Raw genomic sequence first — 15,174 nt, forward strand, 5'->3', positions numbered from 1 at the left:
TCAGTTTGTTTTGTTTAATAATTCAAGTTGGCAGACCTGTAATTACCTACTTTCTTTAAATCTAATATATAGGTTTCATCACCATCTTCTTCAATCATAGGTGTAAATTTTGCACCCCAAACAATTTCTTCTGTTTTATAGGAATGCCGTACATGAACCGCATCTGCAAAGGTATCATCAACGCCTTGAATAGCAATCATAAATTCTGCATCACTGGTGGCCAATGATTCAGGCGTTTCATTATACATCGGACTATCTTCGGTAAGTGGGTGAACGATTGTCCAGTCTGTCGGGAAGAAGTTGACCTTTGATCTTTCCAACTTCAACCCATAATACCTTCTGTTCAGAACACCATTTCTCTCTTCAATCTTTGAAAATACCAGGCTTACTTCCATATTAATGAGTTGATTACTTCTTTCGTTTACCATTCTGAACATAAACGCATTGATATTCAGGTAGGGTGCAATCAGGGCATTGGTACTGAATAAAATACGCGGATTTGGTTTTGAAAAACGGCCATACAGTAATCCTGTTACAATTGCAAACATCATTAATCCCACTAACGATTCAAGGCTCGAAACCCAACTGGCAGCAAATCCATCAGGAGAAATACGACCATAACCAACTGTAGTAAGTGATTGTGCACTAAAAAAGAATGCATCCCAGAATTGTGAATGTACACTCGTCATATTCACCCCTACCAGGTGCTCTACCCCTATTATATAGTAGGTAATAGCAAAAAGAAAATTGAGCAAAAGGTAAACCATCAATACAATAAGGAAAAAAGTACCCCACCGCATCATGATAAACCTATTATAGATATTCAACCATGCCTCAAATGATTGACCTTTACGTTTAATATTAAATTGTCCGTCTTGTTTGAGAAGTCTTTTCCGGCGGTCGGTCAGTTTTGTGCCAAATCCTAAATCCTGACGATTACTTTCATTTTCGACAAGTACATTTTTTTTGCTCATAAGTATAAAGACTTTTTCTTAGGGTGGTTGCTAATTGTTTTTAGCAATTTAACAAAATAGTCTCTAAAAAAGGTTTAGCAAGAGCTTATAAAAAAATAACATCGTCAATTACGGATTCCCCTACATCTTTGTTGACAAGGTCTATTAATTTGGTTTTTGCCATAAATAATTCCTGACGTAGAGGAGAAGAATCTATCCGAAGGTATAATACCCGGTTTTTTACGTAGATTTCTTTTGTGCGTGAAGCAATGATTTTCCCCATCATACGCTCCCAGAAAGCTTCAAGGTAGGTCTCATTGAATTTCGATTTAAGGTTAAAAGTCTTCAGAAATGCTTCGATGGCATCTTTTAAAGGCGTAGCCTGGGAACGACGAGCGGTTTCTGATGGCATCGGTCAATGACTGGATAATTGTAAAATGATGAAAACAGCTACAAAATGAAGAATTGTTGGTTCATTTTGTAGCTAAAATCATATAAATTTATCAATATAACAAACGAAATAGCTGAATGTTTGTACTATTTTAACAACTCAGCTACCTCAAAACTTACTGAAACCCTTTCGGCACTAATTTTTACCAATGGGTTTTTCGGAAAAGGAATTGCAATCTGGTCGTCAAAATTGACAGCTAAATTTTTTGCCGGTATCTTCAAATAAAACGTATCCTGATACTCTTTTAAAGCTGAAGCAGGCCCCTCTATAATTAGCTCTGAAGGAGTTACATTAATCAGGCTCGCTATTACAAAGTTCTTCTCTAAATCTACCCCAAGGCTATCCACCTTTAGGGTTATTTTCCTGATATATTTTCTCTCAAAATTTAAGGCAAAAGTATCTGCAACAATGTAGTTTATTTTAGAGTCTTTCAGTTTTGCTGAAAGTTTTTCTATTAAAACTGTAGTACTTAATTGTTTTTCGCTGTCTGGGTTTTCAACCTCGTATAACAATGGAGACGCATTGAAAGAAAAATTATCTTTTAATAAATTCCACCCTGTACTTGACAAACTTACCTTGATTGTTTTGGGCAAGGGGGTAACCGGCATATAGCGTGAATCGTCGTATATTACCTCGATAGGATAATTTATCTTGGTTGTATAGCCCGGCTTATTCAGGGCATTCAGCAACCAGAATATACCGGCTGCTAAAAAACACAAGATTAATGTTTTAAAATTCATACAATTATAAGGCACTTATACAGCACCTGGTTCACTCAGAATCTAACTTGTGAATCTTATTTCTTTCTTGCAATTGATGTTTTCTCAAAAGTCAACCTTGCACCACCGCCTGCCGAAATTGTAACGGTTGTTTCATCTTTTGATACTATTTTACCGTGCATTCCTCCGAATGTTACTACTTCATCGCCTTCTTTTAATTCTTCTACCATTTTTTTCTGGTCTGAAGCTTTTTTCTGTTGCGGACGTATCATAAAAAAATAGAATACTGCAATCATGCCGACCATCATTATTATCGAAAACATTCCGTTTCCGCCTTGTGCTTGTAAGAGTACCATTTTAAATTGTTTTTATCTTTATTAGTGGGGTTATTTCAATACTTTTTTTGCCTTATCCAATATGGCTTGCGCAGAATCAGCAGTCTGTTTTGCTAATACCTCTGCGGTAAATGACAGGACGGTCTGTGGTGGAACAGCATTGGAATAAATGGTTACAAACTTTTTATTTACACCGACCTTTCCTAAACTATTAAAACGCACAACAATCTTGTCTTTCTGCCCGATTCCAACCGGGGTTTCAGGCTTTGAGGCTACAGTGCAACCACATTGTACCTGTACATTCAATATCTGTAGGGGGCTCTTACCTACATTTTTAAATACAAATTCGTGTTCTTTTATATCGCCTTCTGTTAATGTGCCAAAATCAAAACTTTCATGGTCAAACTCAATTTTAGGGGCGTTTTCAGCAATAGCCAATGAGTCTGCACTACTCATGTTTCCCTTTGAATCAATAAGATTACATGAAAAATTCAGACTACCCAAAATTACAGTTGTAAATAAGGCCAATAATACTTTTTTCATTATTTTACGGTTAACTTTGTACGTCTGATTAGTTTTTTGCTTTTATCTGACTCATCAAAGACTCAACATCTTCTAATAATTTCTCGGCTTTCTGACGAGCCTCGCTCACTACTTTTTGTCCTTCTGCTTTAGCTGAGCTATCGCCACCTACTACTTCCATCGCTACTTCGTCACCTCTTTCAATCAAGTCATTGATAAATTTCTGTAATTGCTCACGATACCTCGACAAACGGTAGGATAGTTTATCACGAGTGATTTCTCCTTTATCAGGTGCATATAAAACACCTAAAGCGGCTCCTGTGGCCACACCAACTAAAAATGAAATAAATGTTCTTGATGAATTGCTCATAATACCCGTGTCCCGGTTGGGATAGTTAATAATGGATAATAATTTAATTCTGTCCAGGACTAACAATAAGATAGTGCCCAGAAGTATTCAATTTATTTATTGTCTAACATTCCCCTTCCGCTTTTGCGAATCTTACCCGATTCTTTCAATTCTTTTGAAAGGCTGTCAAGGATACCATTCACAAACTGCCCGCTTTTGGGAGTGCTGTAATCTTTTGCTATTTCGATGATTTCGTTAATTGTAACTTTAATCGGAATACTCGGGTAGTTCAACAACTCAATCAACGCCATTTTCAATAATATCTGATCTGTTTCTGAAATCCGCTCAATTTCCCAGTTTTTCAGTTTCGGAATCAGAATCTCTTCCAAATCCTTTTCTTCTAAAATACTTTTACGATACAAAGTTTGTAAAAAATCTTTTCTATCCTCCCATTCCTCATCTAAAAGAGTAATTTTAAATTTGCCATCTTCGACGAATGACTGAAACGTATGAGTGACTGCAGCACGCAGGGTTTCAATATCATCAATCCAGTACAAATCCTGCTTTTCGAAATACTCCCAAGTCAATTCATTTTTCAGGATAACATTTTTAAGCAGGTATTTTAAAAACGAGAAGTCTTCTTCTAAAGTATGATTCTTTTTTGCACAATATTCGGTATAATGCGTATTATTGCGCAGTACTTCGCGATATAATTTGGCGACCAGTACCTGCTCGGTACTCCAGTTGACATTACGACGAATAGCTTGGGTTTCTAAGAGTCTTTCCTGACGAAGTTTTTTAATAATCTGATTGTCAGACAGTTTCGATTGAGAAGCATCTCTTTCATCGGCTTCGGCACGGTTGGCCAGCTCAATAAAGAGTAATAAGATCTGTAAGTAAAAATCATGAACCCTTTCGGCCTCTAATATCATTCTACCGGCATAGTGATCAAAATCTTTTTTGTTTTTAAGCAGAAAAAAATCTTTGGCTTTTTCTACTGACATTTTCACTTCCTGCGGAGCACTGAAATCATCATCCTGCTGACGAGAAAAGGCTTCCTGAAGCAATTGTTGTCCTAATTTTTTGTATCCCTCTAATTTCTCACGGTCCTGAAATTCCATTGAATTCAAATCTGGAGCAAAATCATTTGCAATGAGGTCTAATGATAACTGGAAATTCGCACCCTCAGCTTGTTTATAAGCATACAAGGCTTGCATCGCACGAATCCGTATGAGGCGTCTGTTAAGCATGGGCGTTCAAAGAACGATTTTATTAAGCTGCAAAATTAATAAAAAATAAGGAGACTGCCTAAAACCCATTATCTGAATTTGTAGTTTACTAATTTTATCTCATTCATAAAAGTCAGATTTCTGACCCAATTCAGCACAAATTTTGCTGTGAATTTATCCAGGAGAAATAATAGACCAATTATATAATATTTTGTCTGAAATTTCATTATAATTCAACATTCACCAAAATTGATAAATGATAGCTTTCTGGACGAATGACTGTAGGACAGGTGCTTGAAAAAATCAAATTTTTTATTAAATTTGAATGACGAAAATTAGCCTGCGATGAAAAGAACTTTTACTTATATCCTGACAACCTTACTCTTATTCATTAGCGTATTTGCTTTTGCCCAATCTTATTCGGGCGAGCAAATTAAGGAAGATCTGAGCTCTCTGAAGAGTGAAATAGAAAAATATCACCCTGATCCTTTCAAATATATTTCTAAAGAAAAATATGAGGCTTTACATGATTCTATTGCGGGAACCATAAAAAGCCGATTAACGCTCCGTGAGGCTTATTTTGCGCTTTTACCTATGGTTCAGGCTATTGGCTGTGGACATACACACATGATGCTTGACCGTCGATTATTAGGAAAAAGTGCTTCGTCTTCCGAAAGACCTAAATATTTTCCGTTTAGTGTGCGCTTAATTAATGACCAGTTATTGGTATCGAGAAACTATTCGGCTGATAAAAAGATTACACGTGGCACAGAAATAACTGAGATTGACGGACAACCCGTTAAAAAGGTTATTGAGAGTTTAGAGAAAAAATCTTATTATAATGGTGACGGCATTAATCCAAATGCCCGTAAATATTATGCTATCAGGGAATTCAGGAAATTGTATTATTTATGGAAAGGCGAGCAGGAGACCTTCGCTATTAGTTACCGTAAACAAGGGCAAGAAAAACTCAGAACCACTAAAATAGATGCCAAAGATACGTATTTTATGGAGAAGATGTTAGAAACACGATACCCTGACGTTGATGAAGATACTACAGGGATGGTTTCTTACAGAGTTATTGATTCAACAAAAAAAGTAGCTATGGTTGATGTACGCTCTTTCATGTATGATTTCAATAACATGAGCAGAGGAAATTTTGAAGGCGAAACCAAGAAAATTTTCAGAAAGTTACAGGAAAATAAAATCGAAAACCTGATTCTTGATCTGAGGGGTAATTCTGGTGGTCTATTGGAGTATTCTATCTTTTTGCTTAGATATTTTACCAATCAGCCATTTGACGCTTACCGATTGGGGTTTCGTGATGAAAGCTTACAGCGTTTGAAACAGGATTATAAAAAATATGATGGCGGCTATGCCAAAGAAGCGGCATCAAGACTGAACACAGAGTTTTCAGTCAGAAATCAGGATGGTTTCCTTGAAAGTAAATATGCCCAAAAGCAACGTCCGCACGATGAGTTCAGGTTTAACAAGAATGTATATGTATTGATGAACGGCGGTACTTTTTCAGCGGCTGCCTTGCTGGTATCCAAACTTCATAATATGGGTGTAGGTACTTATGTAGGTATGAGTTGTGGAGGAGCCTATGATGGCTGTTCAGCTGCGCAGTTTTCAACCATTCAATTGCCTAATACTTCTTTAGAAATTTCGTTGCCTTTAGGCAGAATATTGTATAATGTTGATGCCAAAAAGTATAATAAGCCTATTTTACAGCCTGATTTTGAAGTTAGTGCTAATCTTGACGACTTCCTTAACAACGAGGATACAGTTCTGAAATTCACTTTGGATCTGATTAAGAAAAACATTAAAATCAGATAATCTGCTTTTTTTCGTTAATTGAATATTCACAGAGGGGTTTATCTTTCTGATTAATTTATTTTATAGAGGTTTTGTTTAATGAAAAAACTGCTCATTCTGTTCTTCTCGTTTATCAGCTTGTACAGCCATGCCCAGAAACAAACATTTTCAGTAGAAGAAGTCAGAGAAGATATGGCAGTACTGAAGCGGAAATTTGAAAAACTACACCCCGGCATGTACTATTACAAAAGTAAAGAGGTTTACGAAAAACTCTATGATTCGCTCTATAATAGTCTTACCCAACCTCTTAGTTATTTAGAAGCCTATAAAGTATTAGCTCATTTAGTAACAGCCGTAGAAGATGGGCATACCGGTATAAGATTTGATGCCAATCGTTTTAATCACAAAAATGTAAAATATGTGCCGTTTTATCTGCGAAAGATTGGCGACAGCTATTATATAAGCCTCAATACTTCTCAAGATTCAACCATTGTAAGAGGTTCAGAGATTTTCAGAGTAAATAACGAACCTATTGACGATCTCATCAGCAAACTGAAAATATTTGTATCAAGCGATAAGGGGAATGAAGCAACAAAAGAATATTATACCACTGGTTTATTCCCAAATTATTATTTAAGAGAGTATGGCGAAATTGACTCGGTAAGCATTACTTATCGCTTGCCTGATGGCAACGTTGTGCTCAGAAAAAAATTAGCTTGCCTGACTAATGGTCAAATTAACAAAATTTCTGAAAAACGTTATAAGGCTTTTAAGAGGCCCAATTTATCTGTAAAAATAGTGGATAGTCTTAATCATATTGCTGTACTGGATATTACTACTTTCAGTATGACAGGTAATCCTCTTGATTTTGATCAGCATAAGTTTAGAAGAGCACTCCATAATAGTTTTAAAACCATCAGAGAAAAAGGGGTTGAGCATCTGATTATCGATTTCAGAGCCAATGGAGGGGGGTATGTTCCAAATATATCAAGATTACTTAAATACCTTTCTCCTAAGCCCTTTACAATTATTGATACTGTTGCTTTTAAAAAAAGTGCTTATTTTGCTCTTGCCAAGCCTTATTATATCAGCCCGCCACTTATATTCTGGATGTTTTTCCCGAAACGAAAGGGTGAATTTATGTATAGGGTAAATAAAAACGGTAATAATCAAAAACCAGTTAAAGATTTGTCTTATAAGGGTAAAACCTATTTTTTAACAGATCCGGGTTGTTATTCGGCCACTACTTTTACTCTAAATGTAGCCAAAGACCTTGGTATCGGGCAGGCATTCATAGGCCAGCAGGTTGGTGGTGCCAGTTGGGGTAGTTTTGCCGGAACATGGATTGATTTCAAACTACCTCATACCAAATACATTATTCATACACCTCTTTATAAAATCGTACACCGATTACCAAATCAAGCAAATAAAGGTTTTTTTCTGGATTTGGATTATGAAGTAAACCGTAATTATGAAGAGTTACTCAGAAATAATACAAGCGTCATAGATTTTACTGTCGGGATGATTCGGGCAAGCAAGGACTCCCATATGAGATAGATAATAAATATCTTCTGCAACAAATATTATAATAATGTTACAAATTTTCGAATCATGAAAAATTGTAACTTCGGGGACTTTTTAGACACTTTCTTTAAAAATGGCAATAACAAAATCCTCCAAAAGCAAAGCTGCAAAAAAAACTAAGGTAGAAAATCCAAAGAAAATATCTTATTACCGAAAGCCTGAAAACCTTACACTTGACCAATGGCAGATAGTACTACGAAAGCAATTCGGTGAAGATAACGAACATGAGTTCAGGATTCTGAATCTTGGGAGTCAGGAGTTTTTCTCTGATTTTCAGGTAACCAATACACAAACTAACAATACGTATAAAGTAGCTATCAGAAGTGCCGACGATAGTCAGAATTTCTGTGAGTGTTTCGATTTTAAAACCAATCGGCTTGGCGTATGCAAACACATTAGTGCTGTAAAGCACCACTTAAGCCAAAGAAAAGGTTTTAAAACAGCCATGAAAGGTGGTTTTCATCCTCATTATACCTCTGTATATGTGGACTACAGGCAAGGTCGGGAAATAAAAATACGCATAGGCTCTAATAAAAAAGAAGAATTTGAAGGGTTGGCCCAAACATATTTTAATGCCGAGAATACTTTGAAAGAAGCTTCATTTGGCGTTTTTGAATTATTTTTAGAAAAAGCAGCGGCTTTAAGTAACTCTTTCAGATGTTATCCTGATGCTCTCGATCTTGTGATAGCAGAGCGGGATAAAATTCGTCGGAGAGATTATTTATGGCGTATTATGCCTGATGGCGAAAACGATAAGTATTTTGATGATTTAATTAAAGCCACCCTATTCCCTTATCAGCGAAAAGGGGTGTTTTTTGCAGCCTTAGCCGGAAAAAGCCTGATTGCTGATGAAATGGGTCTTGGCAAAACCCTGCAAGCCATTGCTACAGCCGAACTCTATAAGCGTGAATTGGGTATTCATCGGGTATTGATTGTTTGCCCTACTTCGCTCAAATACCAATGGAAGGCCGAAATTGAGAAGTTTACTGATAGCAGTGTCTATGTAATTGAAGGTAGTTTACAAAAACGGAAAGACAGATACTGGCGAAGTGATGCTTTTTATGTGGTTGTAAGTTATCATACCATGACACATGATTTAGACTGGCTTAACCGGATGGAACCAGATCTGGTGATTTTAGATGAAGCCCAGCGTATCAAAAACTGGAAAACCAAGGTTTCCCAACAAATTAAGCGGATTGTTACACCTTACTCTATCGTACTGACAGGCACACCTTTAGAAAATAAATTAGAGGAATTGTATTCTATCATGCAGTTTATTGATGTGTATCGGTTGGGGCCGATGTACAGATTCCTGAATGAGCATCAGATTACCGACGATTCGGGGCAGGTAATAGGATACAAGAATCTGAACAGAATTGCGGAGAATCTGAGAGATGTTCTGATTCGCAGAACTAAAAAAGAGGTTCTGTCAGAATTGCCTAAGCGAATGGATAAAAATCTGTTTGTGCCTATGACACCTCAACAAATGAGAATTCATGATGAATTTGGTGACAACGTAGCAAAAATAGTAAACAAATGGAGAAGATTTGGTTTTCTGAACGAAACTGACCGCAAGCGACTGGTATTGGCATTAAGCCAAATGCGAATGGTATGCGATAGTACCTATATTCTTGACCAGAAAACAAGATATGATACAAAAATTGATGAGGTGATGAATATTTTAGATGAAGTATTTGAAACCTCTGATGAAAAAGTGGTGATTTTCAGCCAATGGGAACGCATGACTCGGCTGGTAGCACACGAATTAGAACAAAAGCAAATTAAATTTGAATATCTGTATGGGGGAGTAGAAAGTATTAAGAGAAAAGATTTATTAGAGAACTTTCAGAATAACCCGGAGAGTAAGGTATTTCTTTCAACTGATGCAGGAGGGGTTGGATTGAATTTACAGAATGCTTCTTTACTGATTAATTTAGATATTCCCTGGAATCCGGCTGTTTTAGAACAGCGTATTGCCCGCATTTACCGGTTGGGGCAAGAGAAAAATGTTTCTATTATCAATCTTATATCTTCAGGTACTATCGAAGAAAGAATGCTTGACGTTTTACGGTTTAAAGGTGCTATGGCAAAAGGTGTTTTAGATGGCGGTGAAGACACTATTTTTGTGGGAGAGGACCAGTTCAGACAGTTTATGGATTCGGTTGAAAATCTGGTACCGCAAGAAGTAGCTACCACTGAAACGATAGATTCATCTGAAAGTGAAGAGGAAACTATTAAATATGAATTGCCTGATGAACTTTTGGTAGATAAGCCTGAGGCTGCTACCACATTTATGGGAGATGATGATGTAAAGGAAACGAATCAACCTTCTGGTAGCGGAGCAAGTACAGATGCACCGCCTCAGGAATTAATACATAATGGCATTAATTTTTTTGCACAATTAGGCAAGACCTTAAAAAATCCTGAAGCGACAAAGGAATTAATTGAAAGTATCATGCAAAAAGATGATTCTGGCAAGGTTTATCTGAAGATTCCAATTGAAAACGAAGAAGTAATTAACAATGCAGTACAGGCATTAAGTACTTTATTTGGGGCATTTATGAAACAATAAAAGGCATATCTTACTCATTGGTATCTCATTACTGACACACTTGTTTCATTCAACAAAAAGAATTAAAAATGAAAGAGAAAAACAATACAAACGATGTAATACTGATAGGTGCAGGAATTATGAGTGCTACTCTGGGTACTTTTCTGAAAAAACTTGAACCAAGCTGGCAAATAAAAATATTTGAGCGTATGGATAGGGTAACTGCTGAATCATCGGAAGCATGGAATAATGCCGGAACGGGTCATTCGGCTTTTTGTGAATTGAATTATACCCCTGAAATGGAAGACGGAAGTATTAATATTGATAAAGCTGTAAAGATTGCGGCTTCGTTTGAAGTTTCGAAAGAGTTTTGGGCGACTTTGGTGCAGGAAGGTATCATCGCAGATCCAACAACTACACTTCGCCGGATTCCACATATGAGTTTTGTATGGGGAGATATAAACACCAAATACTTACACAAACGTTACGATGCATTAAAGAAGCATCACCTTTTCAGCGATATGGAGTTTGCTGATGATTATGATAATATAGCCAATTGGATGCCTTTGATTATGGAAGGTCGTAACAGAAGTGAGAAATTAGCAGCTACATGTATGGATATAGGCACGGATGTTAACTTTGGAGCTTTGTCTCGTTCCATGTTCTCTTATTTAGAAAATGCCGATGGTGTTGAACTGAAATTACACCATGAAGTAGAAGACATCAGACGACTGGACAATGGTGACTGGCAATTGGAAATAAAAAATTCAGATACTGGAAAGACTCATATCTATACCTCAAAATTTGTGTTTATCGGCGCAGGTGGCGGATCTCTCCCATTACTCGAAAAATCCGATATTCCTGAGGGCAGAGGTTATGGTGGGTTTCCGATAAGTGGCAAATGGCTGGTATGTAACAAGCCAGATTTGGTAGAGCAACATTGCGCTAAAGTTTATGGTAAAGCGAGCGTTGGCTCCCCTCCTATGTCGGTTCCGCATTTGGATACCCGGATGATTGATGGCAAAAAAGCATTGCTTTTTGGGCCTTATGCAGGGTTTTCAACTAAATTTCTGAAACATGGGTCTTATATGGATTTACCTCAATCTATTAAATGGAGCAATATATGGCCTTTGATTTCCGCCGGAGTACATAATATTCCTTTAACCAAATATCTGATAGAACAGGTAACACAATCGTCAGAAGACCGTCTGGAAGCTTTGTTAGAATATATGCCCACTGCAAAAATGGAAGATTGGGATCTCATGGATGCAGGGCAACGTGTTCAGGTAATAAAGAAAGACGAAAAAGAAGGTGGCATTTTAGAATTTGGCACTGAGGTAGTTTATGCACAAGATGGTTCTTTAGCGACTTTACTCGGTGCATCACCAGGAGCATCAACCTCTGTTTCTATTATGCTTGACCTGTTAAAAAAATGTTTCCCGGGCTTAGAAGCTACTGATTCATGGCAAAAAGAACTCAAAAGGCTGATTCCTTCGTATGGACAGTCATTGGCAAAAGATGCTGCATTGGCCAAGAGGACTCGCGCCAGAACAACAGAGGTATTACATTTGAGGGAAATGGCATTCGCATGAGTCTATTTCGTGATTGAATAATTGCCTTAAACTCTGCTTTAAATAATTTGACCTGATTTGGCTGATTCTAATTGATTACTTAGAATAATTTATTAAAACCCGTGCAACTCTCAAATCAGGCTAATCAGAGTTCAGAATAGCAGTTTAAACTATTAATTATTAGCTTACTCATTTCTTAATTATCCCCTGCAAGACTTTCACGTCACCATCAATGTTTGGTGGCACAGGTATTCCTAAGAGTGAAGCTACAAAAGGATAGACATGTATATTCTGAAATTCAGGAATTGTTTTTCTTTTTTTAACATTCGGGCCTTTGGCGTAGAAGATAGCTCCCATTTCAGGGGTAGTATATGGATCGAAACCGTGTGCCCCCCATACGTTTTTAGTCATAGGCCGTTTTGCCAGGCTTTCTCTTGAATAAAAACTGTACCCTGCCTCTGCGATGAGTGTTAAATCTCCGATACGGGGGTGATCATTATAATGAAGATTCTGAGGAATATCTGCTTTTTTATAAACTTTGAAATGGTTTTGTCTGGTTGCAATGCTTTGCTGCACACTTTCTTCTATGGTTTTGTTTTTGAGAAAAATATTAGCGTGTGTACCACTATTTACGAAAACAAAGTCATTTTTATTCAAGCCCTCTAATAAATCTTCTATATAAATAAATTTATCTGCTTCATTTTTCATCTCATACATACCATGGTCTGAGGTCAGAATAACATTTACAGGTAAATCGATTTTCTTTAAGCCTTTCATCAACATCCCTACGAGGCTATCAGCTTCCATTACAGCAGCTTTTGTTTCAGAAGCATCAGGCCCATATTCATGGCCTTGAGTGTCTACCATTGAGAAATAGACAGTAATCAGGTGTGGGCGCTGAGGTTCAGGCAGATTCAGCCAGTCGAATACCCCTTGTACTCTTTTTTTATTGGACACCTTCTCATCATATATGTGATAATATGTTGGGTGAGTGCCTCCAACAGGAGCTTCAGAACCTACCCAGAAATAAGAAGCTGCTTTCATACCATTCTGTTGTACAAGCTGCCAAATAGGTATACCTCCGTAATAATATGGGTCTTCGACCTTATCTCTTTGCCTAATAGAATAGAAGGTATCCCTGTTTACATCATAAAAAGTATTATCGACCAACCCGTGATGCGCAGGATACAAACCCGTAACTAAGGTATAGTGATTCGGAAAAGTTTTACTTGGATATGACGGAAACATTTTAGTAGCCGCAGACCCTTTTTTAATGAATTTTTTAATGTGCTTTGGATTATATTTCTGTACATAATCGTGCCGGAATCCATCAAAGGAAACCATTACTATATAGGGTACTTCTTTAGACTGACTAAAAGCAGAGAAATTAAAAAAAAACAATAAGAGGCACGCAAATACATATCTTAATAATGGCGACATACAGTTAGTTGTTGATGGTAAAACATTTAAAAATTAAGCGCATCTTAAAAAATTTAAGATGCGCTTACAAATAAAAGGCAGAAATAACGTTAGTCTCGCTTACTATTGCGTTTTTCTTCCTTGGCAGCGCGTTTTTCTTTCAACGTTTTCGTTGACTCCTTTTTCGCTTCTTTTGCAGGCTTATCCTTTGCCATATCTTTAATTATTTAGTAATACTAAAGTAAATTAATGTATTTCTACAACCTTAACTAATATCAAATTGTTAAAAATTCTTTCATGAATTTTCTTCCCCAATTTCAATATGCCGTATCTATCTTCCAATTAACCAATTTTGTCTTTCAATTAAGCCAAATCCCACTCTTTGCGGTATTCTCTCGAAAGTAAAGCATTGGCCTCTTTATCATGTCTGAATTTCTCTTTCCGTGCATTCCAGTGTAATTCGCGTCCTAATCTATAAGAGATTAACCCTAAATGCATTGGCATGGTCATCATGCGGGCATACTCGAGGTTTGATTCAGGTTGCGTACGGTTTTTCACCGCTGTAACAAAGTTTTGCTGATGCCCTGGTGAACGAGCAATGGAAACAGGAATCTCAGGAACATCCTTCATGGCAACACCATTAATGATTAGTTCGCAAGAGCCATAATCGCACATTAATGTCCCTTTATCTCCTTCAAAATAAGCTCCGATACCTTTTTTATCGGCACCTGGTATATTGGGCGGTTGAGAAGTCCAGTGCAGCTTTAAGCCATCAAACTGGTAATCAATATCAATCCATTTAGGGGCATCTCCAATACCTTCAGGAGCCTCCCCTTTAGCTTTGATGGTAGTCAGACCTTTCGGCTCTATTGCCCACCATACCACATCTGCAATATGACACCAGAAATCCTGAAAAACACCTCCGGAATAATCCAGAAAATACCTATATGTAAAATGGCAACGCTCAGGGCTATATTGATGATAAGGTGCTGGCCCTAACCACATATCCCAGTTAAGAGAAGCAGGAGGGGTCTGATAGTTAGCAGGCCCTAATACAGGAGGGAAGCCCGTTTTCCAAAGCCTCACGGTATGCACTTTACCAATAGCCCCTCCTTTAATCAGTTCTACTACTCTATGATAATTATCGCCGGCATGAATCTGTGTTCCTAACTGAAAAATACGGTCATGCTTTTTCATAGCTTTCAGCATCTGCTGCCCTTCTCTTACATCGTAAGACAAGGGTTTTTCACCATATACGTCTTTCCCTGCCTGAAAGGCCATAATGGCAACCTGAGCATGCCAATGGTCAGGGGTGGCACAGGTAATAGCATCTACATCCTTACGGTCAAGAATGTGACGAAAATCTGAATAGAGCTGTGCCTTGGTATCTGGCTGCTTCTTCTGGAGATTTTTCAGGCTGGAATTCAGATGTTCTGAATCAAGATCACATAAAGCAACTACTTCTACTTCAGGCAAGGAGGCAAACCAGTTCAGGTGGTTATTACCCATGCCTCCCAAACCAATATGTGCCACCCTAAGGCGGTCGCTGGGAGCTACTTTACGCACCATGCCCGGAAGCATTGTGAGACCTAATGCGGCAAAACTACTTTGTCGGATAAAATCACGACGATTGAGTGTGCTTTTCATTGTAAAATATAAATAGTGTAGGAGTG

At 37.5% G+C, this 15,174-nt stretch carries 13 protein-coding genes; 4 read left to right on the forward strand and 9 right to left on the reverse strand.

Annotation, left to right across the window (positions count from 1 at the left end; all coding sequences use genetic code 11):
• Positions 1-14 precede the first annotated feature (14 nt).
• The 7 genes from H1R81_RS22180 to nusB form a co-directional block, all read right to left on the reverse strand.
• Positions 15-974, reverse strand: a complete 960-nt coding sequence (locus tag H1R81_RS22180) for an ion channel (protein WP_181842942.1) — start codon at positions 972-974, stop codon at positions 15-17.
• 85 nt (positions 975-1,059) lie between these two features.
• Positions 1,060-1,365 (reverse strand): DUF721 domain-containing protein, encoded by a 306-nt coding sequence (locus H1R81_RS22185; RefSeq protein ID WP_181842943.1) that lies wholly within the window; start codon positions 1,363-1,365, stop codon positions 1,060-1,062.
• 125 nt (positions 1,366-1,490) lie between these two features.
• Positions 1,491-2,144, reverse strand: coding sequence for a hypothetical protein (locus H1R81_RS22190; protein WP_181842944.1), 654 nt, complete (start codon positions 2,142-2,144; stop codon positions 1,491-1,493).
• Positions 2,145-2,200: 56 nt separating this feature from the next.
• A complete protein-coding gene (yajC, locus tag H1R81_RS22195) occupies positions 2,201-2,479 on the reverse strand; it encodes a preprotein translocase subunit YajC (RefSeq protein ID WP_181842945.1) in 279 nt (92 codons plus the stop codon).
• A gap of 30 nt (positions 2,480-2,509) precedes the next feature.
• The gene (locus H1R81_RS22200) at positions 2,510-3,001 is read right to left on the reverse strand and encodes a DUF1573 domain-containing protein (RefSeq protein ID WP_181842946.1); all 492 of its coding nucleotides are present in this window, start codon (positions 2,999-3,001) and stop codon (positions 2,510-2,512) included.
• A 28-nt stretch (positions 3,002-3,029) separates the two neighbouring features.
• Positions 3,030-3,350 carry a YtxH domain-containing protein gene (locus H1R81_RS22205; RefSeq protein WP_181842947.1) on the reverse strand — a complete coding sequence of 107 codons (321 nt, stop codon included), beginning with the start codon at positions 3,348-3,350 and terminating at the stop codon, positions 3,030-3,032.
• Between the two features lie 92 nt (positions 3,351-3,442).
• A complete protein-coding gene (nusB, locus tag H1R81_RS22210; RefSeq protein WP_181842948.1) occupies positions 3,443-4,579 on the reverse strand; it encodes a transcription antitermination factor NusB in 1,137 nt (378 codons plus the stop codon).
• Between the two features lie 324 nt (positions 4,580-4,903).
• On the opposite strand from nusB, the gene H1R81_RS22215 reads away from it, so the two are divergent.
• The 4 genes from H1R81_RS22215 (at position 4,904) to H1R81_RS22230 (ending at position 12,103) form a co-directional block, all read left to right on the forward strand.
• Positions 4,904-6,397 (forward strand): S41 family peptidase, encoded by a 1,494-nt coding sequence (locus tag H1R81_RS22215; RefSeq protein ID WP_181842949.1) that lies wholly within the window; start codon positions 4,904-4,906, stop codon positions 6,395-6,397.
• A gap of 78 nt (positions 6,398-6,475) precedes the next feature.
• The gene (locus H1R81_RS22220; protein WP_181842950.1) at positions 6,476-7,933 is read left to right on the forward strand and encodes a S41 family peptidase; all 1,458 of its coding nucleotides are present in this window, start codon (positions 6,476-6,478) and stop codon (positions 7,931-7,933) included.
• A 100-nt stretch (positions 7,934-8,033) separates the two neighbouring features.
• Entirely contained in the window at positions 8,034-10,532 is a 2,499-nt protein-coding gene (locus H1R81_RS22225) for a DEAD/DEAH box helicase (RefSeq protein WP_181842951.1), read from the forward strand.
• 47 nt (positions 10,533-10,579) lie between these two features.
• Positions 10,580-12,103, forward strand: coding sequence for a malate:quinone oxidoreductase (locus H1R81_RS22230; RefSeq protein ID WP_409013569.1), 1,524 nt, complete (start codon positions 10,580-10,582; stop codon positions 12,101-12,103).
• 168 nt (positions 12,104-12,271) lie between these two features.
• On the opposite strand, the gene H1R81_RS22235 is transcribed toward H1R81_RS22230, so the two are convergent.
• Together H1R81_RS22235 and H1R81_RS22240 are read right to left on the reverse strand one after the other, a co-directional pair.
• The gene (locus tag H1R81_RS22235) at positions 12,272-13,522 is read right to left on the reverse strand and encodes an ectonucleotide pyrophosphatase/phosphodiesterase (RefSeq protein ID WP_181842953.1); all 1,251 of its coding nucleotides are present in this window, start codon (positions 13,520-13,522) and stop codon (positions 12,272-12,274) included.
• Positions 13,523-13,864: 342 nt separating this feature from the next.
• Complete coding sequence (locus H1R81_RS22240) at positions 13,865-15,148, reverse strand: Gfo/Idh/MocA family protein (protein WP_181842954.1); 1,284 nt, start codon at positions 15,146-15,148, stop codon at positions 13,865-13,867.
• Positions 15,149-15,174: the final 26 nt, after the last annotated feature.

Origin of the sequence: Emticicia sp. BO119 (genome assembly GCF_013912375.1) — a bacterium.
GTDB lineage: Bacteria > Bacteroidota > Bacteroidia > Cytophagales > Spirosomataceae > Emticicia.

Coding starts and splice junctions, on each gene's coding strand:
- H1R81_RS22180 (WP_181842942.1), bottom strand. CDS start 974: ATGAGCAAAAAAAATGTACTTGTCGAAAATGAAAGTAATCGTCAGGAT.
- H1R81_RS22185 (WP_181842943.1), bottom strand. CDS start 1,365: ATGCCATCAGAAACCGCTCGTCGTTCCCAGGCTACGCCTTTAAAAGAT.
- H1R81_RS22190 (WP_181842944.1), bottom strand. CDS start 2,144: ATGAATTTTAAAACATTAATCTTGTGTTTTTTAGCAGCCGGTATATTC.
- yajC (WP_181842945.1), bottom strand. CDS start 2,479: ATGGTACTCTTACAAGCACAAGGCGGAAACGGAATGTTTTCGATAATA.
- H1R81_RS22200 (WP_181842946.1), bottom strand. CDS start 3,001: ATGAAAAAAGTATTATTGGCCTTATTTACAACTGTAATTTTGGGTAGT.
- H1R81_RS22205 (WP_181842947.1), bottom strand. CDS start 3,350: ATGAGCAATTCATCAAGAACATTTATTTCATTTTTAGTTGGTGTGGCC.
- nusB (WP_181842948.1), bottom strand. CDS start 4,579: ATGCTTAACAGACGCCTCATACGGATTCGTGCGATGCAAGCCTTGTAT.
- H1R81_RS22215 (WP_181842949.1), top strand. CDS start 4,904: ATGAAAAGAACTTTTACTTATATCCTGACAACCTTACTCTTATTCATT.
- H1R81_RS22220 (WP_181842950.1), top strand. CDS start 6,476: ATGAAAAAACTGCTCATTCTGTTCTTCTCGTTTATCAGCTTGTACAGC.
- H1R81_RS22225 (WP_181842951.1), top strand. CDS start 8,034: ATGGCAATAACAAAATCCTCCAAAAGCAAAGCTGCAAAAAAAACTAAG.
- H1R81_RS22235 (WP_181842953.1), bottom strand. CDS start 13,522: ATGTCGCCATTATTAAGATATGTATTTGCGTGCCTCTTATTGTTTTTT.
- H1R81_RS22240 (WP_181842954.1), bottom strand. CDS start 15,148: ATGAAAAGCACACTCAATCGTCGTGATTTTATCCGACAAAGTAGTTTT.